We start from the raw sequence: 20303 nt of genomic DNA on the forward strand, positions 1-20303 counted from the left end.
GATCCGGACCGGGGGGACCGGCCGGCTGACGAGAGGACCGTTCGTGCTGGACGACGTCGAGGCCGTCGTGCTCGTGGGGGGCAAGGGCACGCGCCTGCGCCCCCTCACCCTGTCGGCCCCGAAGCCGATGCTGCCCACGGCGGGCGTGCCGTTCCTGGCCCACCTGCTCTCCCGGATCCGCGCAGCCGGGGTGCGACGCGTGGTGCTCGGCACCTCGTACCTCGCGGAGACGTTCGAGGAGCACTTCGGCAACGGGGAGTCGCTCGATCTCGAGCTCACCTACGTCGTGGAGGACCAGCCGCTGGGCACCGGCGGCGGGATCGCGAACGTGGCCAAGCACCTGACCACGGACGACGTCATGGTGTTCAACGGGGACGTGCTGTGCGGCACCGACCTCACCGCCGTCGTCGACACGCACCGGCGGACCGAGGCGGACGTGACCCTGCACCTGGTCCGGGTGCAGGACCCGCGCGCGTACGGCTGCGTGCCCACCGACGCCGACGGTCGCGTGCAGGCGTTCCTGGAGAAGACCGAGGACCCGCCGACGGACCAGATCAACGCCGGGTGCTACGTGTTCCGGCGCTCGGTGATCGAGGAGATCCCGCAGGGCCGGGTGGTGTCGGTGGAGCGCGAGACCTTCCCCGGCCTGCTGGAGGCGGGCGCGGTGGTGAGCGGGCACGTCGACAACGCCTACTGGCGCGACATGGGCACCCCGGCCGACCTGGTGCACGGCTCGGCCGACCTGGTCCGCGGGGTGGCGCCCTCGGCGGCGCTGCCCGGCCCGGCCGGCGAGTCGATCGTGCTGCCCGGCGCGACCGTCGCGAAGGACGCCTTCGTGTTCGGCGGCACCACGGTCGGGCGGAACGCCGTGATCGGCGCGGGGGCGAAGGTCGAGGGCTGCATGGTCTTCGACGGCGCCGTGATCGAGCCGCACGCCGTCGTCGAGACGTCCGTGGTCGGGGCCGGCGCGCGGATCGAGGCCGGCGCGCACGTGCGCGACGCGGTGATCGGCGACCGGGCCGTCGTCGGTGCGCACTGCGAGCTCAAGGGCGGCGTGCGGGTGTGGCCGGAGGTCCGGCTGCCACCGCACGGCGTCCGGTTCTCGGCCGACGTCTGAGCCCCCGCGGGCCGCGGTTACCGTGGTCGGGTGATCGAGCGCGAGTGGCGGCCGGACTTCCGGCTCGACCTCGCCGGGGTGCTCGCCCCGCTGCGGCGCGGGCGGGGCGACCCGTCCTGGCGCTCGGTCGGCGAGGGCTCCGCGATCTGGCGGGTGTCCACCACGCCCGACGGGCCGGCCACGGTCCGGATGTCCCGGCGCAGCGACGGCACGGTCGTCGCCGCCGGGTGGGGGCCCGGCGCGCAGTGGGAGCTCGACGGCCTGCCCGCCCTGCTCGGCGCCCACGACGAGCCCGAGTCGTTCGTCGCCCACCACCCGCTGATCGCCGACGCGGCCCGGCGGCTGCCCGGCATCCGGCTCGGCTCCACCCGCCGGGTGTGGGACCAACTGGTCCCCGCGGTCCTCGAGCAGAAGGTGACCGGCATCGAGGCCCGGCGCTCGTGGCGCGAGCTCTGCTGGCGGTTCTCCGACCCCGCGCCCGGCCCGGCAGGTGCCCTGCCGCGCGGGATGCGCGTCCCGCCCACGCCCGCGCAGATCCGCTCGATCCCGGACTGGGAGTGGCACAGGGCCGGGGTGGACTCGGCCCGGCGGCGGGCGATCCTGGCCGCCGCCGCGGTGGCGCACCGGCTGGAGAAGGCGGTGGAGCTCGGCGGCGAGGAGGGCCGGATCCTGTTGCGCCGCATCCCCGGGATCGGGGTGTGGACCGCCGCCGAGGTGGCCCAGCGCGCCTGGGGCGACGCCGACGCCGTCAGCTTCGGGGACTTCCACATCCCCACCGTGGTGGGCTGGGCGCTGGTCGGCCGCCCGCTCGACGACCGCGGGATGCTCGAGGTACTGGCGCCGTACGCGCCGCAGCGGCACCGGGCCGTGCGGTACGTCGAGATCTCCGGGTTCCGCCGCCCGCGCTTCGGCCCGCGGTTCAGCCCGCGCGACTACCGGGAGCTGTGATCGTCCGCCCCGGCGATCATCGGAGGTAGGTTCGGGGACGTGGCCCTTCTCGACTCCCCGATCGCCGCGCTCGACGGCGGTACCCTCCCGGACCTCGACGGCAAGGCCGTCCTCGTCGTCAACGTCGCCTCGAAGTGCGGGCTCACCCCGCAGTACGAGGGCCTGGAGCGGCTCCAGGAGCGCTTCGCCGGCCGCGGGTTCACCGTGCTCGGCGTGCCGTGCAACCAGTTCGCCGGGCAGGAGCCGGGCACGGCCGAGGAGATCGCCACCTTCTGCTCCACCACCTACGGCGTCTCCTTCCCGCTCACCGAGAAGGTCGAGGTCAACGGGCCGGGCCGGCACCCCCTCTACACCGCGCTGACCGCCACCGCCGACGAGGCGGGCGAGGCCGGCGACGTCCAGTGGAACTTCGAGAAGTTCCTCGTCGCGCCGGACGGGACGGTGAAGGCCCGCTTCCGCCCGCGCACCGAGCCCGAGTCCGACGAGGTCGTGGCGGCCGTCGCCGACGTCCTCCCCGGCTGACGGGCCTCGGAGCGATCCTCTGCGCTGATCGTCGGTGGGCCGTCGTAGCCTGACGCCGTGAAGGTCACCGTCCTGGTCGGAGGCGTCGGCGGCGCCCGGTTCCTGCTCGGCGTGAAAGCCGCCCTCGGGCTGCCCGCCGTCGGCCCCGGCGAGGGCCCGCACGAGGTCACGGCCGTGGTCAACGTGGGCGACGACGTGTGGATGCACGGCCTGCGGATCTGCCCCGACCTCGACACCTGCATGTACACGCTCGGCGGCGGCATCGACTCCGAGCGCGGCTGGGGCCGGGAGGGGGAGACCTGGGCGGTGCGGGACGAGCTGGCCGCCTACGAGGCCGATCCCACCTGGTTCGGGCTCGGCGACCGGGACGTCGCGACGCACCTGGTCCGCAGCCGCATGCTGCGCGCCGGCTACCCGCTCTCGCAGGTCACCGAGGCGCTGTGCCACCGGTGGAAGCCGGGGGTGCGGCTGCTGCCCGCCACGGACGACCGGGTCGAGACGCACGTGGTGATCGACAACCCGGAGCCGGGCGAGGACGCGCCGCCGCAGGTCGCGGTGCACTTCCAGGAGTGGTGGGTACGCCACCAGGCCGCGTTCCCCGCCCACCGGTTCGCGTCGGTGGGGGCGGACGAGGCGAAGGTCCTGCCCGCCGCGGCCCAGGCGATCGCCGACGCGGACGTGGTGCTGGTCGCGCCGTCGAACCCCGTGGTCAGCATCGGCACGATGATCCAGGTCCCGGGGATGCCGCAGGCCCTGGTCGGCACGAAGGCCAAGATCGTCGGTCTGTCGCCGATCGTGGGTGGCCGGCCGCTGCGCGGGATGGCCGACGCGTGTCTCTCGGCGATCGGCGTCGAGACCAGCGCCGAGGCCGTCGGCCGGCACTACGGCGGTCGGGGCAAGGGCGGCCTGCTCGACGGCTGGCTGGTCCACTCGGGCGACTCCGCCGAGATCGAGGGCGCCGAGACCCGGGCCGTCCCGCTGCTGATGACGGATGTGGAGGCGACCGCGGACATGGCACGCGCGGCGTTCGACCTGGCCGGGGTCACCCCGTGAGCGGGCCCGGCGCGCCGGTCCCCGACCACGGGGCCGCCGAGGGTCTGCGGATCCTGCCGGTCGCGGGCCTGCCCGAGTTCCGCCCGGGCGCGGACGTCACCGCGGCGGTCGCCGAGGCCGCCCCCTGGCTGGAGTCCGGCGACGTCGTCGTGGTCACCAGCAAGATCTTCTCGAAGGCGGAGGGCCGGCTGGTCCCGGCGCCGACCGACCCGGAGGAGCGCGACGAGCTGCGCCGCCGGCTCGTCGAGGGCGAGACCGAGCGGATCCTCGCCCGGCGCGGGAAGACGCTGATCGTGGCGTCGAAGCTCGGGATCGTGCAGGCCGCGGCCGGCGTCGACGGGTCCAACGTGCGGCGGGACGAGCTGGCGCTGCTCCCCGTCGACCCCGACGCGAGCGCCGCCCGGCTGCGCGAGGGGCTGCGGGAGCGGCTCGGCGTCGAGGTGGCGGTCGTCGTCACCGACACGATGGGCCGGTCGTGGCGGGTCGGGCAGACGGACGTCGCGATCGGGTCCGCCGGGCTCACCGTGCTGCACCGCTACGGCGGCGCGGTCGACGCGGAGGGCAACGAGCTGCTGGTCACCGAGGTGGCCCTGGCCGACGAGGTGGCGGGCGCCGCCGACCTGGTCAAGGGCAAGCTCGGCGGCACACCGGTCGCGGTGGTGCGCGGCCTCGGCCTGCGGGAGGACGGCTCGACGGCGCGGGACCTGGTCCGGCCGATCGACGAGGACCTGTTCTGGCTCGGGACCGAGGAGGCGCTGGCGCAGGGCCGGCGCGAGGCCGTGCTGCTGCGCCGCAGCATCCGGGAGTTCGCGCCCGAGCAGGTGCCGGCGGAGTCCGTGCGCCGGGCGGTCGGCGTCGCGCTCACCGCACCCGCACCGCACCACAGCGCCCCGTTCCGGTTCGTGTGGCTGCGCGATCCCGCGCGGCGCACCGCCCTGCTCGACGCTCTGCGCACGCGGTGGCGCGCCGACCTGGAGGCCGACGGGCGCCCGGCGGCGGAGGTGGAGCGCCGGCTCGCCCGCGGTGACCTGCTGCGCCGGACCCCCGAGCTGGTGCTGCCGTTCCGGACCGGCGACGGTGCGCACGAGTACCCGGACGAGCCGCGCCGCGCCGCCGAGCGGGACATGTTCACCGTGGCCGGCGGGGCCGCCGTGCAGTCGTTGCTGGTGGCGCTGGCCGCCGAGGGACTCGCCTCGTGCTGGGTGGGCTCCACGATCTTCGCGGCCGACGTGGTCCGGGCGGAGCTCGGGCTGACCGAGGACTGGCAGCCGCTCGGCGCCGTCGCGCTCGGGGTGCCGCTCGAGGCGATCGGACCGCGCCCGCCCGCCGACCCGGCCGCGGGGTTGCTCGAATGGTGAGCCCCGCCGGCGCCGTCGAGGAGCTCCGGGCCTGGTCGCCGCCCGACGCCGGGCAGGCTGCGCTGCAGCAGGCGCTGATCGCCTTCTGCCTCGCGCGCCCCGACGACGCGTGCGCCCGCGAGTGCGCCGCCGGGCACCTGACCGCGTCGGCGCTGGTGGTCGACGCGGCGGGGGAGCGCACCCTGCTCACCCTGCACCCGCGCGTCGGGCGCTGGATCCAGCTCGGCGGGCACTGCGAGCCGGGCGACGCCTCGCTGCGGGCGGCGGCGCTGCGCGAGGCGACCGAGGAGTCCGGGATCGCCGGGCTGGAGATCGCCGAGCACCCGCTGCACGTCGACGTCCACCCCGTGACCTGCTCGCTCGGCGTGCCGACCCGGCACCTCGACGTCCGCTACCTGGTGCGGGCGCCGGCAGGGGCGGTCCCGGCGATCAGCGACGAGTCGGTCGACCTGGCCTGGTGGCCGCTCGACGCCCTGCCGCCGGAGTCGGACACGGTGCCGGCGATGGTCGCGCTGGCCCGCGCCTGACCGAGCGGCCGCGGATCGGGGCCGGCCGCGGAGTCGGTGCCGGGTCGGTGCCGGGTCGATGCCGGGTCGGGTCGGATCAGCGCCAGAACAGCAACAGGCTGTAGCCGGCGGCGGCGTACTGGGCGTCGCCGCCGATCAGGGCGAAGAGGAACTGTCCGACCCCGAACAGCACGCGCGACACCCCGGGAACGCCGAGGACCAGCAGGAACAGCACGAGCGGGGCCCACGGCCGCACCCTGTGCCCGAGCCGCTGGGCCTCCGGCGACAGGTAGGGCTCGAGCACCCCGTACCCGTCGAGGCCGGGCACCGGCAGGATGTTCAGCACGAACGCGAGGATCTGGATCAGGGCGAGGCAGGAGAGCCCGACGGCCAGCCCCGCGTTCATCGGCAGGTAGATCACCGCGAGGCTCAGCAGGATGCCGAGGACCAGGTTGACGGCCGGCCCGGCGAAGGACATCAGCGACCGCACCCCGCGCGAGCGCAACGCCCACTGGTTGATCCACACCGCGCCGCCGGGCAGCGGGATGCCGCCGAGCAGCAGGAACACCACGGGCAGGACGAAGGAGAACCCGACGTTGGCGTAGCGGCGGATGTCGAGCGTGAGGTAGCCGCGGTTCTCGATGCTGTCGTCACCGCCGCGGTGTGCGACATAGGCGTGGCCGAACTCGTGCAGGCACAGCGAGACGCACCAGCCGCCGAGCACCAGCAGCACGACGCCGGTGGTCAGCAGGACGGTCGAGCCCTCCAACGCGGACTTCGTCCCGATCGCGCAGAGGACCCCGCCGACGACGGTCACCGCCAGGAGCAGCAGGAACCACGGGCTGACTCGATTGGAGACTCCGCGCACCCGACCATTCTGCCGAACGGGTGTCCGATGGGGTGGATCCCGTCACCCGGTCGGCAGCCCCGGGTTGCGGGGAACCGACCGACACCGCTGTACTTACAGCGGTGTCATTCGCCGGGCGCGGGGAGGTGGGCGAGTGGACGTTTTCACGGACACCGTGTTCGTCACGGGGGCGGGCACGATCGGTGACCCGATCGGAGCGACGATGGTCGCGCCGGAGAACTTCGGGATCGGCCCCACGGAGGGGCTTCGCCTGATCGACAACCTGGTCGACGGTCAGGACGACGGCGAGCAGGACTGGCAGGAACGCGCGCTCTGCGCGCAGACGGATCCGGAGGCGTTCTTCCCGGAGAAGGGCGGCTCCACGCGAGAGGCCAAGCGGATCTGCGCGGGGTGCGAGGTCCGGGCGGAGTGCCTGGACTACGCGCTGGCGCAGGACGAGCGGTTCGGCATCTGGGGCGGGCTCTCCGAGCGGGAGCGACGTCGCCTGCGCCGGGCGGCCGGCTGAGACCGGTCGACCGGAGGACTTCCACCCACGACATCCACTCCCGGCGTCCGCAGCAACGTCGGGGGGAGGAACCCGAAGGACGGGCGACGCGGCCCGTCCTCGTTCGAGCCCGGACGCGTGTCCGGCTGCGTGCCCGCAGCCGGCGACGGTCCGGGCTCTCGCGTGTCCGGAACCGGCCGTGCACGCCACCACCGGACCGGCACACCCGCCCGGACCGTGCGGCACCCTGCGGACCGGCGCGCTCAGTCCGCCCCGCCCTCGACGGCGTCGGGTTCGATGTTGAGGTACTCCGCCACCTGCTCGACCAGCACCTCGTGCAGCAGGTCGCCGAGATCGGCGCCACCGCGGGCGCGGGCCTCGAGCGGCCGCCGGTAGAGCACGATCCGCGCCCGCGAGGGCAGCCCGGCCTGGTCGACGCCGGCGGGCACCAGCTGGGCCAGCGGCACGCCCGCGTCGGCGAGCACCCCGGTGCCCCACACGACCTCCTCGGGCGAGGTCCGGTCGACCTCGGGGACCTCGTCGACCGCCAGGTCCAGGTCCACCAGCTCGGGGCCCCAGCGCAGCTCGATCGGCTCGAGCGCCTCGAGCACGCGGGCGTCGAACCGCTCGGCCCGGGTGCGGAAGGAGGGCGTGGTCACCGGGTACAGCAGGCCACGCAGACCCCGGCCCCGGCGGTCGCGCCGGCGGGGGGAGCGGCGCGGGATGCGGCGCGCGGTCGTCACCCGTCGCATAGTACGACCCGGCGGGTCCCCGCCGTTCCGGTGCGGGCGCGAGGTGTCGCCCGTCCGTACGGCGCCGGGGCGGGTGGGGGGCCGTCCCGCGCGTCGCAGTCGGGAACCGTCGGGGCGGGGGGCTATCGTCGGGGGCGTGCTGAGTGTCCGGAGGTGTTCGCGGAGCGGCTGCACCGAGCTCGCGGTGGCCACTCTCACCTACGTCTACGCGGACTCGACCGCGGTCGTCGGGCCGCTGGCCACTCAGGCCGAGCCCCACACGTACGACCTGTGCACCTCGCACGCGCACCGGCTCACCGCCCCCCGCGGCTGGGAGGTCGTCCGGTTCGAGGGCGAGTTCGCCCCGCCGCAGCACACGGACGACGATCTGACCGCGCTGGCCGAGGCCGTCCGGGAGGCGGGCCGCGCCGACCGGCCCATCGAGGCCTCGACCACCGTCACCGCCGGCCCGGGCGCCACCACCGGCCGCCGGGGCCACCTGCGGGTGCTGCCCACGCCGCCGGAGGATTGACCTCGGAGGACCGGCCCGCACCGCCGCCCCGCGTTCACCCACGGTCACCGCCCGTCACCCGACCGGTGCCCGTCGTCACGACCGTCCCGCGGGCCGTCGGGGCCGCCCGCTAGGCTTCGCTCCCGTGCCCGACCTGTCCCAGATCGTCAAGGCGTACGACATCCGCGGCGTCGTCGGCGAGCAGCTCGACGCCGGCACGGTCCGTGAGGTCGGAGCGGCGCTGGCCCGGCTGCTGCGCGCGGAGGACCCCGGGGTCACCGAGATCGCCGTGGGCCACGACATGCGCGACTCGTCGCCCGATCTCGCCGCCGCGTTCGCCGAGGGCGTGACCGGTTTGGGGGTCGACGTCCTCGACATCGGCCTGGCCAGCACCGACATGCTCTACTTCGCCGCGGGCAGCTTCGGCGTGCCCGGCGCGATGTTCACCGCCAGCCACAACCCGGCGAAGTACAACGGCATCAAGCTGTGCCGCGCCGGCGCGACCCCGATCGGGCAGGACACCGGGCTCGCGGCGATCCGCGAGGCCGTCGAGCAGGGCGTCCCGGAGGGGCCCGGCGGCGGCACGGTGCGCCGGCGCACGCTGCTCGCCGACTACGCCACCTACCTGCGCGGCCTGGTCGACCTGAGCGGTGTCCGGCCGCTGCGGGTGGTGGTCGACGCCGGCAACGGCATGGGTGGCTACACCGTGCCCGAGGTCCTCGGCGACCTCCCGCTCGACATCGTGCCGCTGTTCTTCGAGCTCGACGGCACCTTCCCCAACCACGAGGCCAACCCGCTCGACCCGGCGAACCTGGTCGACCTGCAGAAGGCCGTCCTCGCGGAGGGGGCCGACCTCGGCCTGGCCTTCGACGGCGACGCGGACCGCTGTTTCGTGGTCGACGAGCGCGGCGAGCCGGTGAGCCCGAGCGCGATCACGGCGCTGGTCGCCGTCCGCGAGCTGGCCAAGGCCCCGGGCAGCTCGGTGATCCACAACCTGATCACCTCGAGGGCCGTGCCGGAGATCGTGCGCGAGCACGGCGGCATCCCGGTGCGCACCCGCGTGGGCCACTCGTTCATCAAGCAGACGATGGCCGAGACCGGGGCGGTGTTCGGCGGCGAGCACTCGGCGCACTACTACTTCCGGGACTTCTGGAAGGCCGACTCCGGCATGCTGGCCGCCCTGCACGTGCTGGCCGCGCTCGGCGAGCAGCAGGAGCCGCTGTCCGGGCTGATGGCCGCCTACGAGCGGTACCGGGCCAGCGGCGAGGTCAACTCGACGGTGGCCGACCAGGCCGCCCGGGTGGCCGCCGTCCGCGAGACCTACGGGGCGCGCGAGGGCGTGGAGTTCGACGAGCTCGACGGGCTCACGGTCGCCCTGCCGGACGGCTCCTGGTTCAACCTGCGCGCGTCCAACACCGAGCCGCTCCTGCGGCTCAACGTCGAGGCCGCGGACGACGCCGCGGTGGCGGCGCTGCGGGACGAGGTTCTGGCGATCGTCCGCGCCTGAGGGCTGCGGGCGCCCCGGCGCCCGCAGCGGCGGAGCGCGGTCGTCCGCGGCCGCGGAGATCCGGATCCGGATCGATCAGCGCCGCACGGGTACCCCGGACGGACCCGGCGCGCCCGCCCGCGCCCTGGCAGCATCAACGGCACGTGAGGTGAGGAGAACCGTGGCCGTACAGCTCGACCCCCAGCTGCTCGAGATCCTGGCCTGCCCGTCGGAGGACCACGCGCCCCTGACGCCGGCGGGGGACCAGCTCGTGTGCACCGCCTGCGGCCGCCGCTACCCGGTGGTCGACGGCATCCCGGTGCTGCTCCTCGACGAGGCCCTCAGCCCAGAGGACACGCCGGCCCCGGAGACCACGCTGCCATCGGAGAACCCCGGAAACGCCGGGTGACGACCGTGCTCGACGACACCCTGCTCGGCGATCCCGCCGCGCTCGCCTCCGCCGACACCGGCGGCGTGCTGCGTGCGGCGGCCACGGCGGGCGCCCAGGTCCGCTCCGCGGCGCAGGCCGCGGCCGAGGCGGGCGTCGGCGACCTGGCCGGGCACCGGCCGCGGGCCCTGGTGTTCCTGCGCCGCCCGGGCTCGTCCGGCGCCGCCGCGGAGATCGTCGGGGCGCTGCTCGGGTCGCTGTGCCCGGTGCCGGTCGTGGTGGCGGACGTCGTGCCCGGGTGGATCGGCCCGCTCGACGTCGTGCTGGCCCACTCCGCGGACCCCACGGACGTCGAGCTGGCCGAGTCGGTGTCGCGTGCCGTGGGGCGCGGGGCCGAGGTGGTGCTGTCGGCACCGGACGAGGGGCCGGTGGCCTCCGCCGGCGCCGGCCGCGCGCGGTTCGTCGAACCCCGGATCCCGGTGCCGCCCGCCCTGGACCTGCCGCGGGCGCTCGCCGTCGGGCTGAGCGTCGTGGCGTCGCTGGGGTTGTGGCCGGGCGGGCTGGACCCGTCGCTCGACCCGCTGGCCGACGCCCTCGACGCCGAGGCCGAGCGCAACCAGCCGAACCACGAGCCGTTCATGAACCCGGCGAAGTCGCTGGCGCTGCGGCTGGCCGAGCACACCCCGCTGCTGTGGGGCGCCGACCCGGCCGCGACCGCCGTCGCCGGGCACGGGGCGACCGCGCTCGCCACGCACGCCGGGGTGGTGGCGCACGCCGCGGACATCGCCCAGGCGGCCTCGGCCACCGCGTTGTGCCGGGCCGTGGACCTGGCCGACCGCGGCGAGGACATCTTCCGCGACCCGTTCGACGACCCGGGGCCCGACGCGCCGCCGGTCCGCGTCGTGCTGCTCGCGACCGCCGAGGAGGAACCGGGCCAGGTGGCGGTGCGCCGCACCGGCCGCGGCTGGCCCGCGGACCTGGCGCACCCCGTCGAGGAGATCCCGCGCGGCACCCGGGACGCGGTCCTGCTGCGCACCGCGCTGTTGGCCTCCCGGCTGGAGATCGCCGCCGTCTACCTCGGCCTGGCCACCCGGGCCATCGAACCGGCCTGACGGGCCGACCGCCGCACGAAGCGAGGAAGTGCCTTGGAGCTGCTGGAGAACCCGGTCCGGCCGTACGCGTGGGGATCGCGCACGGTCATCGCCGACCTGCTCGGCGAGTCGGTGCCGTCTCCGCATCCGCAGGCGGAGCTGTGGCTGGGTGCGCATCCGGGCGACCCGTCGCGGATCGTGCGCGCCGACGGGGACCGGGCGTCGCTGCTCGACGAGCTCACCGCCGACCCGGAGAGGCTGCTGGGCGCCGAGCGCAGCGCCCGGTGGGAGGGCCGGCTCCCGTTCCTGCTCAAGGTCCTCGCGGCGGACGAGCCGCTGAGCCTGCAGGCGCACCCGAGCCTCGACCAGGCCCGCGAGGGCTTCGCGCGGGAGAACGCCGCCGGCATCCCGATCGACGCCTCGGACCGCAACTACCGGGACGCGAACCACAAGCCCGAGCTGATCTGCGCGCTCACCGAGTTCCACGCGCTCGTCGGCTTCCGGGACCCGATGGAGACCCTCGGGTTCCTCCGCGCGCTCGACGTGCCGGAGCTGGCCCCGCACGTCGAGCTGCTGGCCGCCCAGCCCGGCCCGGACGGCCTGCGCGCGTTGTTCACCACGTGGATCACGCTGCCGCAGTCCATGCTCGACGAGCTGGTCCCGGCCCTGCAGAAGGGCGCCGTGGTGCTCGTGGCGGCCGGTGGTGACTGGGCCCGCGAGGCCCGGACCGCGCTGGAGCTCTCCGAGCGCTACCCCGGCGACGCGGGCGTGCTCGCCGCCCTGCTGCTCAACCGGGTGGTCCTGGCCCCGGGCGAGGCGCTCTTCCTGCCCGCCGGCAACCTGCACGCCTACCTCGCGGGCGCCGGCATCGAGCTGATGGCGAACTCGGACAACGTGCTGCGCGGCGGCCTCACCCCCAAGCACGTCGACGTGCCGGAGCTGCTGCGGGTCCTCGACTTCGCCTCGGGCCCGCCGCCGGTGCACTCCGGCCAGCCCGAGGGCCGGTGGACCCGGTACGACACGCCCGCCGAGGAGTTCCTGCTGCGCACCTGGCAGTCCGACGACGGGCTCACCGGCAGCCTCCCGGTGCCCGACGGCGGGGCCCGGATCCTGCTGGCGACGGGCGGCAAGGCGTGCGTGCGGGCCGGGTCGGAGGCGCTGGAGCTCCCGAAGGGGGCGGCACTGTTCCTCGCGGCCACCGACAGCGGCGTCGAGGTCGAGAGTGCGGCGCCCGGCACCCAGCTCCACCTGGCCGGCGACGGCCTGTGAGCGCCTGCGGGTGAGCCGGGGCCCGCCGGATATCCTGCCGCGGCGTAATCCGGACCCAGGGGGCGAAACGTGTCGGCACACGGCGGTACCAAGGCGATCCTCGCGGCGCTCGGCGCGAATGCCGGCATCGCGCTCGCGAAGTTCGTCGGCTACCTCGTCACGGGCTCGTCGTCGATGCTCGCGGAGGCCGTGCACTCGGTCGCCGACACCGCGAACCAGGGCCTGCTGCTGCTCGGCGGCCGCACGGCGCGGCGGGCCGCCACCCCCGAGCACCCCTTCGGCTACGGCCGGGACCGGTACTTCTACTCGTTCGTCGTGGCGCTGCTGCTGTTCACGCTCGGCTCGGTGTTCGCGATCTACGAGGGCATCCACAAGCTGGAGCACCCCGAGCCGCTGACCACGCCGATCGTCGCGGTGATCATCCTGGTGCTGGCCATCGGCCTCGAGGGGTTCTCCTTCCGCACCGCGATGAAGGAGTCCCGCCCGCTCAAGGGGGAGGGCAGCTGGTGGCAGTTCATCCGGCAGGCCAAGGTGCCGGAGCTGCCCGTCGTGCTGCTGGAGGACACCGGCGCGCTCATCGGCCTGGTGTTCGCGCTCCTCGGTGTCGGCCTCTCGGTCCTCACCGGCGACCCGGTGTGGGACGCCGTGGGCACCCTCTGCATCGGCAGCCTGCTGGGCGTCATCGCGATCATCCTGATCGTCGAGATGAAGAGCCTGCTCATCGGCGAGGGCGCGGCGCGGCCGGTGCTGTCGAGGATCGTCGCCGAGCTGGAGCAGGGCGCGGAGATCGAGCGCGTCATCCACATCAAGACCCAGTACCTCGGCCCGGAGGAGCTGCTGGTCGCGGCGAAGCTCGCGCTCGTGCCCGGGTCCTCGGTGGAGGTCGTGGCCCGCGCGATCGACGAGGCGGAGGCGCGGGTGCGCGCGGCGGTGCCGGAGGCCCGGGTCATCTACCTCGAGCCGGACCTCGACCGCTCGCGGGTGCAGCAGGCCTGAACGGGCCCGCCACGCCGCTCACCCGGCGGCGAGCCGCTCGGCCGTCCAGCGCATCTCCTCGGTCATCAGGGCCAACGCCCGGTCGGCGACGACGGCCTCGAGGGCCGCACCGAGCAGCGGCACCCGCACCTCGACCTCGCCGTCGAGGCGCAGGGCGCTGCCGGCCGGGTCCGCCCCGATCGTCATCGCACCCGTGGCCCCGGCCGGCGCACCCACCGCCGTCAGGGTGAACTCGCCGTCGGCCCGCTCGTCCGCGATCCGCCAGCGCTCCTCGCGCTCCAGCACCAGCGCCCCTGCCAGGAAGCGGCGGACCGAGGCCGGGAGAGCCCCCGCGGGCACACCCTGGCGCAGCGCGATGCGCAGCCGGTCCTCCTCGCGCTCGAACGCGCGGAGCGCGGCCCCGGGCCCGCCCACCGCGGCCAACCGGTCGGTGTAGAGGTCGCGGTCCAGCAGCCGGGCCACCGCGTCGCGTGGCGGCAGCGGGAAGGCCCGGTCGAGGCGGAGAGGGGTGGGCACGGAGCCACCGTAGGCGTGCGGGTCAGTAGCCGCGCCGCGGCCGGACGTGGTCGAAGATCAGGCTGGTCTGCGTGTTGGCGATCTGCTCGTGCCCGTTGAGCGCGACCACGAAGTCCCGCAGCGCGGCGGAGTCGGCCGTCGCCACGTGCAGCAGGTAGTCGTCCACCCCGGCGAGGAAGAAGCAGTCGCGCACCTCGGGCAGCGACGTCACGTACTCCTCGAACTCGCGCATGCGGCGGCGGGCCGCGGCCTGCAGGTGCACCGACACCATCGCCTGCAACGGCCGGCCCGTCGCCGCCGGGTCGACGTCGGCGTGGAAACCCCTGATCACGCCGCGCTCGCGCAGCGAGCGGACCCGGGTGAGACAGGTCGACGGCGCGATACCGACGCGTTCGGCGAGCGCGTTGTTGGGTATCCGTGCGTCGCGTTCGAGCTCCGCGAGGATCGCGCGGTCGACGGGGTCGAGCGGCGGCCGCACATCGTTCGGTCGCCCGGGCCTCGAACCCGACGCGGCCGTGGATCCTTCGGGCATGAGCGCAGAGTACAGAATCTCCTGCGGTCTTGTTCCTGCAGAGACGCTGTTTCTTCGATACTGGGTGCGGACAGGCGGTCGCAGCGCCGGCCGCAGCGAGGAGAGGACGGGTCATGCGCATCGCGGTGCCGCGCGAGGTCAAGGACAACGAGTTCCGGGTCGCCCTGACGCCGGCGGGCGTGCACGAGCTGGTGCGACACGGTCACGAGGTCGTCGTCGAGCAGGGGGCGGGCCTCGGCTCGTCCATCCCGGACCAGGAGTTCAAGGCCGCGGGCGCGCAGTTGCTCGCCGACGCCGACGCCGTCTGGGCCTCCGCCGAGCTGCTGCTCAAGGTGAAGGAGCCGGTGGAGAGCGAGTACCACCGGCTGCGCGGCGACCTGACGCTGTTCACCTACCTGCACCTGGCCGCGTCCCGGTCCTGCACGGACGCGCTGCTCGCCGCGGGCACCACCGCGATCGCCTACGAGACGGTTCGCACGGCCGACGGGAAGCTGCCGCTGCTCGCCCCGATGAGCGAGGTCGCGGGCCGGCTCGCGCCGCAGGTCGGCGCGTACCACCTGATGAGCGCCGGCGGCGGGCGCGGCGTGCTGATGGGCGGCGTGCCCGGCGCGCCGCGGGCGCACGTCGTGGTGCTCGGGGCCGGGGTGGCCGGCTCGCACGCCACGCAGGTCGCCGTCGGGATGGGGGCGCGGGTGACCGTGCTGGACCTCGACGTCGACAAGCTGCGGGCGCTCGACGCCCGCTACGGTGGCCGGGTCGAGACCGTGCACTCCACCGTCTACGCCGTGGAGCACGCCGTGCTCGACGCCGACCTGGTGATCGGCGCGGTGCTGGTGCCGGGCGCGAAGGCCCCGACGTTGGTGTCGAACGAGCTGGTGGCGCGGATGAAGCCCGGCGCGGTGCTCGTCGACATCGCCGTGGACCAGGGCGGCTGCTTCGCCGACACCCGCCCGACCACGCACGCCGACCCGACCTTCCGGGTGCACGAGGCCGTCTTCTACTGCGTGGCCAACATGCCTGGTGCGGTCCCGCACACCTCCACCCACGCGCTGACCAGCGTCACCCTGCCCTACGTCACGCGGCTGGCCGACCAGGGCTGGCGCGAGGCCCTGCGCGGCGACGCCGCCCTGGCCCAGGGCCTGTCCACGCACGCCGGCGAGCTGACCAACGCCGAGGTCGGCCGCGCCCACGACCTGCCCTCGCGGACGGTGGCCGAGATCCTCGGCTGACTCCGGGCAGCCCTCCGTCGGGCGGGCGGCAGGAGGCGCGGCCGTCCGTACCAGGACACCGTGTGCCAGCGAATGCCGTCGCGGTCACATCGACGTAATCTCCCGGGCCATGACGAGCGTGGGCGAGCGTCGCGGGATCTGGCGCACGAAGTCCGTCGAGCAGTCGATCCAGGACACGGACGAGCCGGACACCAAGCTTCGCAAGGACCTCACGACCTGGGACCTCATCGTCTTCGGCGTCGCGGTGGTGGTCGGGGCGGGCATCTTCACGCTCGCGGCGAGCACCGCCGGCACGGTCGCGGGGCCGTCGGTCTCGCTCGCGTTCGTCATCGCCGCGATCGCCTGCGGGCTCGCCGCGCTCTGCTACGCCGAGTTCGCCTCGACCGTCCCGGTCGCCGGCAGCGCCTACACGTTCTCCTACGCCACCTTCGGCGAGCTGATCGCGTGGATCATCGGCTGGGACCTGATCCTGGAGTTCGCGGTCGGCGCGGCCGTGGTCTCGAAGGCCTGGTCGAAGTACCTGCACCAGGTGCTGAACGTCTTCGGGCTGAACGTCCCGACCTCCTTCTCCCTCGGCGGCTTCTTCGCCTTCGACTGGGGTGCCCTCGTGCTCGTCGCGGTCCTCGCGACGCTGCTGGCCATCGGCACGAAGCTCTCCAGCCGGGTCAGCGCGGTGTTCACGGTGATCAAGGTCGGCATCGTGCTGCTGGTGATCATCGTCGGCATCGGCTACGTGAAGGCCGCGAACTACACGCCGTTCATCCCGCCGGCCGCGCCCGCCGGTGAGGGGAAGTCCGGGTTCACGCAGTCGCTGCTGTCGGTGTTCGGCGGCGGCGGGAGCAGCACCTACGGCATCTACGGCCTGCTCGCCGCGGCGTCGCTGGTGTTCTTCGCCTTCATCGGGTTCGACGTCGTGGCCACCACCGCCGAGGAGACCCGGGACCCGCAGAAGTCCTTGCCCCGGGGCATCTTCGGCTCGCTCGCCATCGTGACCGTGCTGTACGTGGCGGTCGCGCTCGTGCTCACCGGCATGGTCAGCTACAAGCAGCTCGACGAGAACTCGACCCTCGCCACGGCGTTCGGCGAGCTCGGCGTGACCTGGGCCGAGGCGGTCATCTCGGTCGGTGCGCTCGTCGGACTCACCACGGTCGTCATGGTGCTGATGCTCGGGCAGATCCGCGTGCTGTTCGCGATGTCGCGGGACGGCCTGCTTCCGTCCGGGCTCGCCAGGACCGGTAGCCACGGCACCCCGGTGCGCGCGACCGTGCTGGTCGGCACCGTGGTCGCCCTCGTCGCCACCTTCTTCCCGGCCGGAGCCCTGGAGGAGATGGTCAACATCGGCACGCTCTTCGCGTTCGTGCTGGTGTCGATCGGTGTGGTCATCCTGCGCCGGACGCGCCCGGACCTGCACCGCGCCTTCCGGACCCCGCTGGTCCCGCTGATCCCGATCCTGTCGGTGCTGGCGTGCCTGTGGTTGATGCTCAACCTCAGCGTCGAGACGTGGCTGCGGTTCATCGGGTGGATGATCGTCGGCTTCGTCGTCTACTTCTGGTACGGGCGCTCGCACTCGCGGCTCGGCCGGCGGCAGGCGGAGGGCGTAACCCGGAGGTAACAGCCCCTCACACGTCCGTGTTCCGGGGGAAACGCCCCGGACACGGCGCCTCGCTTGGCTGGCGTCCGCCCCCTGTCGGGAATCGTTCGTTCGAGCCGTGCTCGCCAGTGTCGATGACGGGCGGGCGGGTCGGGGCCGGTCGGAGAGCTGTCGGGGCGCGGGGAGGGGCGCGTGGGCGCGCTGAGGATCGGTGCCGTGGCGGCCGCCTTCGGCCGGGACCTGGAGGGCGCCCTCGCCCGGGTCGAGACCCTGATCGACCATGCCCGCCGCTCGGGGGTCGGTCTGCTCGTGCTGCCCGACGCCGCACTCGGCGGCTACCTCTCCGGCTTCGGGGCGGAGGCCGAGGCGGAGCTGCCGCCCGCGCTCGACCCGGACGGCCCCGAGCTGCGCAGAGTCGCCGACCTGGCCGGCGACATGGTCGTCTGCGTCGGACTGTGCGAGGCGGGGCCGGGTGGCATCCGCTACAACACCGCCGCCTGTGTCGACGGCAGCGGTGTGCTGGGCCGACACCGCAAGGTCCACCAGCCGGTGGGCGAGGAACGGGTCTATGCGGCGGGGGACGGCTTCGGCGCCTTCGACACCCCCGTCGGGCGGTTGGGGATGCTGGTCGACTACGACAAGACGTTCCCCGAGTCCGCCCGGGCCCTCGCGCTCGACGGCGCCGAGATCATCGCCTGCCTCTCGGCCTGGCCCACCAGCATCACCAACCGGGCGCCCCGGATGGCGCAGGACCGCCAGTCGCGGCTCTTCGACCTCTACGACCGCTCGCGCGCGGCGGAGAACCAGGTCGTGCTGGTGTCGTCGAACCAGACGGGGTCGATGGGCAGGATGCGTTTCCTCGGGCAGGCCAAGGTCGTCGGGCCCGGCGGCGAGGTCCTCGCCCGCACCTGGGCCAAGGCCGGGATCGCGGTGGCCGAGGTCGACGTCGGGGCCGCCCTCGGTGCCGCCCGCCGCCGGCTCTCCCACCTCACCGAGCGCCGCCCGGACGCCTACCGCTGACTGCCCGAGGATGATCGGCGATCCGGTGCGCTCAGGGTTGTGGCGGGTGCTGTATGTGCACGCAGCCGGCGATCTTGCCTGTGTCGGGGTGCAGCTGATCGGCGGTTCGGTGCGCTGAGGGTCGGGTGGGAGCCGTGTGTGTACCCAGCCGGCGATCTCGCCCGGGGTGTCGACGGTGTCTCGGCTGGCTCGTCGTGGTGAACGGCCCCGACGGGCACGAGCACCACCTGTTCACGGTGAGCGGCGCTGCAGCGGCCAGTCCGGCCGGGGGTACACCGGACGGTCGGGGCGCAGGCCTGACCCGCCGTGGGCCGGCACGAGGGCGCCGGGCCGCGGCGGGGCCCCCTCAAGAGGGCAGAGCTCCAGGTGGGCGACCTTCGAGGAGGGCAGGGCTTCACGAGGGCAGGGTGTAGCCCGCGAACTTGTCCCGCAGCGTCTTCTTCGAGAACTTCCCGACGCTGGTCTTGGGGACCTCGTCGATGAACTCCACGGCGTCCGGCAACCACCACTTGGCCACCCGCGGGGTGAGGAAGGCGATGAGCTCCTCGCCGGTCAGCGACTCGCCCGGCTTCAGCACCACGCATGCCATCGGGCGCTCGGTCCACTTCTCGTGCGGGATCGCGATCACCGCGGCCTCGGCGACCGCCGGGTGCGCCATGATCTCGTTCTCCAGGTCGACCGAGCTGATCCACTCGCCGCCGGACTTCACGAGGTCCTTCGTCCGGTCCACGAGCCGAACGAAGCCCCACTTGTCGACGGCGGCGACGTCGCCGGTGCGCAGCCAGCCGTCCTTCGTGAACTGCGTGCCGCCGCCCTCGCCGCGGTAGTACTCCTTCGCGATCCAGGGACCCGCGGCCTGCAGCTCGCCGGTGGCGCGGTCGTCCCACGGCAGCTCCTCACCGCTCTCCGGGTCGGCGATCCGCAGCTCGACGAACGGGACGGGCTGGCCCTGGCGGGCACGGGCGTCGGCGCGCTCGTCCTCGCTCCACGCCTCCTGGTGCGCACGCCGCGAGGACACGCTGGCGATCGGGGAGGTCTCGGTCATGCCCCACGCGTGCAGCATCGGGACGCCGATCGCCTCGCGGTACGCCTCGGACAGCGAGCGCGGTACGGCGGAACCGCCGCAGATGATCGTCCGCAGGGACGACAGGTCGTGGTCGGCGAGCAGGGGCCGCACGCCCATCCAGATCGTCGGCACCCCGCCGGTGACGGTCACCTTGTGCCGCTCAAGCTGCCCGACGATCGCCTCCGGTGTCATGTTCGGGCCGGGGAAGACGAGCTCGGCACCCGCCAGGAGGGCGCCGTAGGGGATGCCCCAGGCGTTGGCGTGGAACATCGGCACGATCGGCAGGACGACGTCGCGCTCCGCGAGCGCGAACGCGTCGGAGGTCAGGGTGATCAACGAGTGCAGCACCGCCGAGCGGTGGCTGTAGACCACGCCCTTCGGGTTGCCGGTCGTCCCGGACGTGTAGCACATGGCCGCGGCGCTGTTCTCCTCCTCGACCACGAACCGCCCGGCGAACGGCTCGGCCGCGGCGAGCAGCTCCTCGTAGTCCCGCACCCGGGGATCCGCGGGGATCTCGTGGTCCGCACCGTCGTCGATCACGACGATGTGCCGGACGGTCTCGAACTTGTCCACCAGCGGCCACAGCTGGGGCAGCAGCGAGCGGTCGACGAAGACGACCTCGTCCTCGGCGTGGTTGACGATGTAGACGAGCTGCTCGGGGAACAGCCGGATGTTGAGCGTGTGCAGCACCCGCCCGGTGCAGGGTGCGGCGAGGTAGAGCTCCAGGTGCCGGTCGGTGTTCCAGCAGAAGGTGCCGACCCGGGCGTCGGCGGAGAGGCCGAGCGAGTCGAGGACCGTCGCCAGCCGGCGCACGCGCACGGCCCACTCCGCGACGGTGGTGACCCGCTCGCCCGAGGCCCCGGCCGTGATCAGCCTCTTGTGTCCGAACAGCTGTTCCGCGCGGTGGAACACGTGGGGCAGCGCCAGCGGGCGGTCCTGCATCAGTCCGAGCATCGTCGCTCCCGAGGAGTGTCGTGGATCACGACGACCGTACCGGGGGACCGCGACACCGGGACAGATC

21 protein-coding genes are annotated in these 20303 nt (G+C 74.2%); 16 read left to right on the top strand and 5 right to left on the bottom strand.

The genetic code is table 11. The annotated features are described in order from the left end of the window. The first annotated feature begins 46 nt into the window (after window positions 1-46). From manB to LWC33_RS01625, 6 genes are read left to right on the top strand one after another with little or no spacing between them, the layout of a single operon-like run. Complete coding sequence (gene manB, locus LWC33_RS01600) at window positions 47-1117, top strand: mannose-1-phosphate guanylyltransferase (protein WP_233302478.1); 1071 nt, start codon at window positions 47-49, stop codon at window positions 1115-1117. 30 nt (window positions 1118-1147) lie between these two features. After that, on the top strand, window positions 1148-2065 hold the full coding sequence (locus LWC33_RS01605; protein WP_233302314.1) for a DNA-3-methyladenine glycosylase family protein: 918 nt from the start codon (window positions 1148-1150) through the stop codon (window positions 2063-2065). Window positions 2066-2104: 39 nt separating this feature from the next. Continuing rightward, window positions 2105-2587 carry a glutathione peroxidase gene (locus LWC33_RS01610; protein WP_308190886.1) on the top strand — a complete coding sequence of 161 codons (483 nt, stop codon included), beginning with the start codon at window positions 2105-2107 and terminating at the stop codon, window positions 2585-2587. A 57-nt stretch (window positions 2588-2644) separates the two neighbouring features. Beyond that, on the top strand, window positions 2645-3640 hold the full coding sequence (gene cofD, locus LWC33_RS01615; protein WP_233302315.1) for a 2-phospho-L-lactate transferase: 996 nt from the start codon (window positions 2645-2647) through the stop codon (window positions 3638-3640). Further along, complete coding sequence (locus tag LWC33_RS01620) at window positions 3637-4998, top strand: coenzyme F420-0:L-glutamate ligase (protein ID WP_233302316.1); 1362 nt, start codon at window positions 3637-3639, stop codon at window positions 4996-4998. Before cofD ends, LWC33_RS01620 begins: the two co-directional genes overlap by 4 nt. Further along, entirely contained in the window at window positions 4992-5525 is a 534-nt protein-coding gene (locus LWC33_RS01625; protein ID WP_233302317.1) for an NUDIX hydrolase, read from the top strand. The genes LWC33_RS01620 and LWC33_RS01625 overlap by 7 nt, the downstream gene beginning before the upstream one ends. A 76-nt stretch (window positions 5526-5601) precedes the next feature. Here LWC33_RS01625 and LWC33_RS01630 read toward each other — a convergent pair whose 3' ends face one another. Then, the gene (locus tag LWC33_RS01630) at window positions 5602-6372 is read right to left on the bottom strand and encodes a site-2 protease family protein (RefSeq protein ID WP_233302318.1); all 771 of its coding nucleotides are present in this window, start codon (window positions 6370-6372) and stop codon (window positions 5602-5604) included. Window positions 6373-6622: 250 nt separating this feature from the next. Between LWC33_RS01630 and LWC33_RS01635 the strand changes: the two genes are divergently transcribed. Continuing rightward, window positions 6623-6877 carry a WhiB family transcriptional regulator gene (locus LWC33_RS01635; protein ID WP_372476534.1) on the top strand — a complete coding sequence of 85 codons (255 nt, stop codon included), beginning with the start codon at window positions 6623-6625 and terminating at the stop codon, window positions 6875-6877. A gap of 242 nt (window positions 6878-7119) precedes the next feature. Here LWC33_RS01635 and LWC33_RS01640 read toward each other — a convergent pair whose 3' ends face one another. Continuing rightward, entirely contained in the window at window positions 7120-7599 is a 480-nt protein-coding gene (locus tag LWC33_RS01640) for a metallopeptidase family protein (RefSeq protein WP_233302319.1), read from the bottom strand. A gap of 145 nt (window positions 7600-7744) precedes the next feature. Here LWC33_RS01640 and LWC33_RS01645 point away from each other — a divergent pair, with 145 nt between their 5' ends. The 6 genes from LWC33_RS01645 to LWC33_RS01670 all read left to right on the top strand — a co-directional run bounded on the left by LWC33_RS01645 (window position 7745) and on the right by LWC33_RS01670 (window position 13328). Then, a complete protein-coding gene (locus tag LWC33_RS01645; protein ID WP_233302320.1) occupies window positions 7745-8119 on the top strand; it encodes a DUF3499 domain-containing protein in 375 nt (124 codons plus the stop codon). 124 nt (window positions 8120-8243) lie between these two features. Then, window positions 8244-9605, top strand: a complete 1362-nt coding sequence (locus LWC33_RS01650; protein WP_233302321.1) for a phosphomannomutase/phosphoglucomutase — start codon at window positions 8244-8246, stop codon at window positions 9603-9605. A 160-nt stretch (window positions 9606-9765) separates the two neighbouring features. Next, complete coding sequence (locus LWC33_RS01655) at window positions 9766-9993, top strand: Trm112 family protein (RefSeq protein ID WP_233302322.1); 228 nt, start codon at window positions 9766-9768, stop codon at window positions 9991-9993. Then, window positions 9990-11084 (top strand): SIS domain-containing protein, encoded by a 1095-nt coding sequence (locus LWC33_RS01660; RefSeq protein ID WP_308190887.1) that lies wholly within the window; start codon window positions 9990-9992, stop codon window positions 11082-11084. Before LWC33_RS01655 ends, LWC33_RS01660 begins: the two co-directional genes overlap by 4 nt. Window positions 11085-11117: 33 nt before the next feature. Continuing rightward, complete coding sequence (gene manA, locus LWC33_RS01665) at window positions 11118-12332, top strand: mannose-6-phosphate isomerase, class I (RefSeq protein ID WP_233302323.1); 1215 nt, start codon at window positions 11118-11120, stop codon at window positions 12330-12332. Window positions 12333-12401: 69 nt separating this feature from the next. After that, the gene (locus LWC33_RS01670) at window positions 12402-13328 is read left to right on the top strand and encodes a cation diffusion facilitator family transporter (RefSeq protein WP_233302324.1); all 927 of its coding nucleotides are present in this window, start codon (window positions 12402-12404) and stop codon (window positions 13326-13328) included. An 18-nt stretch (window positions 13329-13346) separates the two neighbouring features. On the opposite strand, the gene LWC33_RS01675 is transcribed toward LWC33_RS01670, so the two are convergent. Further along, complete coding sequence (locus tag LWC33_RS01675) at window positions 13347-13844, bottom strand: DUF2505 domain-containing protein (protein ID WP_233302325.1); 498 nt, start codon at window positions 13842-13844, stop codon at window positions 13347-13349. A gap of 22 nt (window positions 13845-13866) precedes the next feature. Further along, complete coding sequence (locus LWC33_RS01680; RefSeq protein ID WP_233302326.1) at window positions 13867-14376, bottom strand: Lrp/AsnC family transcriptional regulator; 510 nt, start codon at window positions 14374-14376, stop codon at window positions 13867-13869. Window positions 14377-14489: 113 nt separating this feature from the next. Here LWC33_RS01680 and ald point away from each other — a divergent pair, with 113 nt between their 5' ends. The 3 genes from ald (at window position 14490) to LWC33_RS01695 (ending at window position 18216) form a co-directional block, all read left to right on the top strand. After that, window positions 14490-15605, top strand: a complete 1116-nt coding sequence (gene ald, locus LWC33_RS01685) for an alanine dehydrogenase (RefSeq protein WP_233302327.1) — start codon at window positions 14490-14492, stop codon at window positions 15603-15605. Window positions 15606-15714: 109 nt separating this feature from the next. Further along, the gene (locus tag LWC33_RS01690) at window positions 15715-17217 is read left to right on the top strand and encodes an amino acid permease (protein ID WP_233302328.1); all 1503 of its coding nucleotides are present in this window, start codon (window positions 15715-15717) and stop codon (window positions 17215-17217) included. 171 nt (window positions 17218-17388) lie between these two features. Beyond that, on the top strand, window positions 17389-18216 hold the full coding sequence (locus tag LWC33_RS01695) for a carbon-nitrogen hydrolase family protein (RefSeq protein WP_233302329.1): 828 nt from the start codon (window positions 17389-17391) through the stop codon (window positions 18214-18216). 394 nt (window positions 18217-18610) lie between these two features. Here the strand turns inward: LWC33_RS01695 and LWC33_RS01700 are convergent, their stop codons facing one another. Then, entirely contained in the window at window positions 18611-20236 is a 1626-nt protein-coding gene (locus LWC33_RS01700; protein ID WP_233302330.1) for a long-chain fatty acid--CoA ligase, read from the bottom strand. Window positions 20237-20303: the final 67 nt, after the last annotated feature.

It is taken from the genome of Pseudonocardia terrae, from assembly GCF_021343995.1.
In the GTDB taxonomy this organism is placed as follows: Bacteria; Actinomycetota; Actinomycetes; order Mycobacteriales; family Pseudonocardiaceae; genus Pseudonocardia; species Pseudonocardia terrae.

Coding starts and splice junctions, on each gene's coding strand:
- LWC33_RS01625 (WP_233302317.1), top strand. CDS start 4,992: ATGGTGAGCCCCGCCGGCGCCGTCGAGGAGCTCCGGGCCTGGTCGCCG.
- LWC33_RS01680 (WP_233302326.1), bottom strand. CDS start 14,376: ATGCCCGAAGGATCCACGGCCGCGTCGGGTTCGAGGCCCGGGCGACCG.
- ald (WP_233302327.1), top strand. CDS start 14,490: ATGCGCATCGCGGTGCCGCGCGAGGTCAAGGACAACGAGTTCCGGGTC.
- LWC33_RS01690 (WP_233302328.1), top strand. CDS start 15,715: ATGACGAGCGTGGGCGAGCGTCGCGGGATCTGGCGCACGAAGTCCGTC.
- LWC33_RS01700 (WP_233302330.1), bottom strand. CDS start 20,236: ATGCTCGGACTGATGCAGGACCGCCCGCTGGCGCTGCCCCACGTGTTC.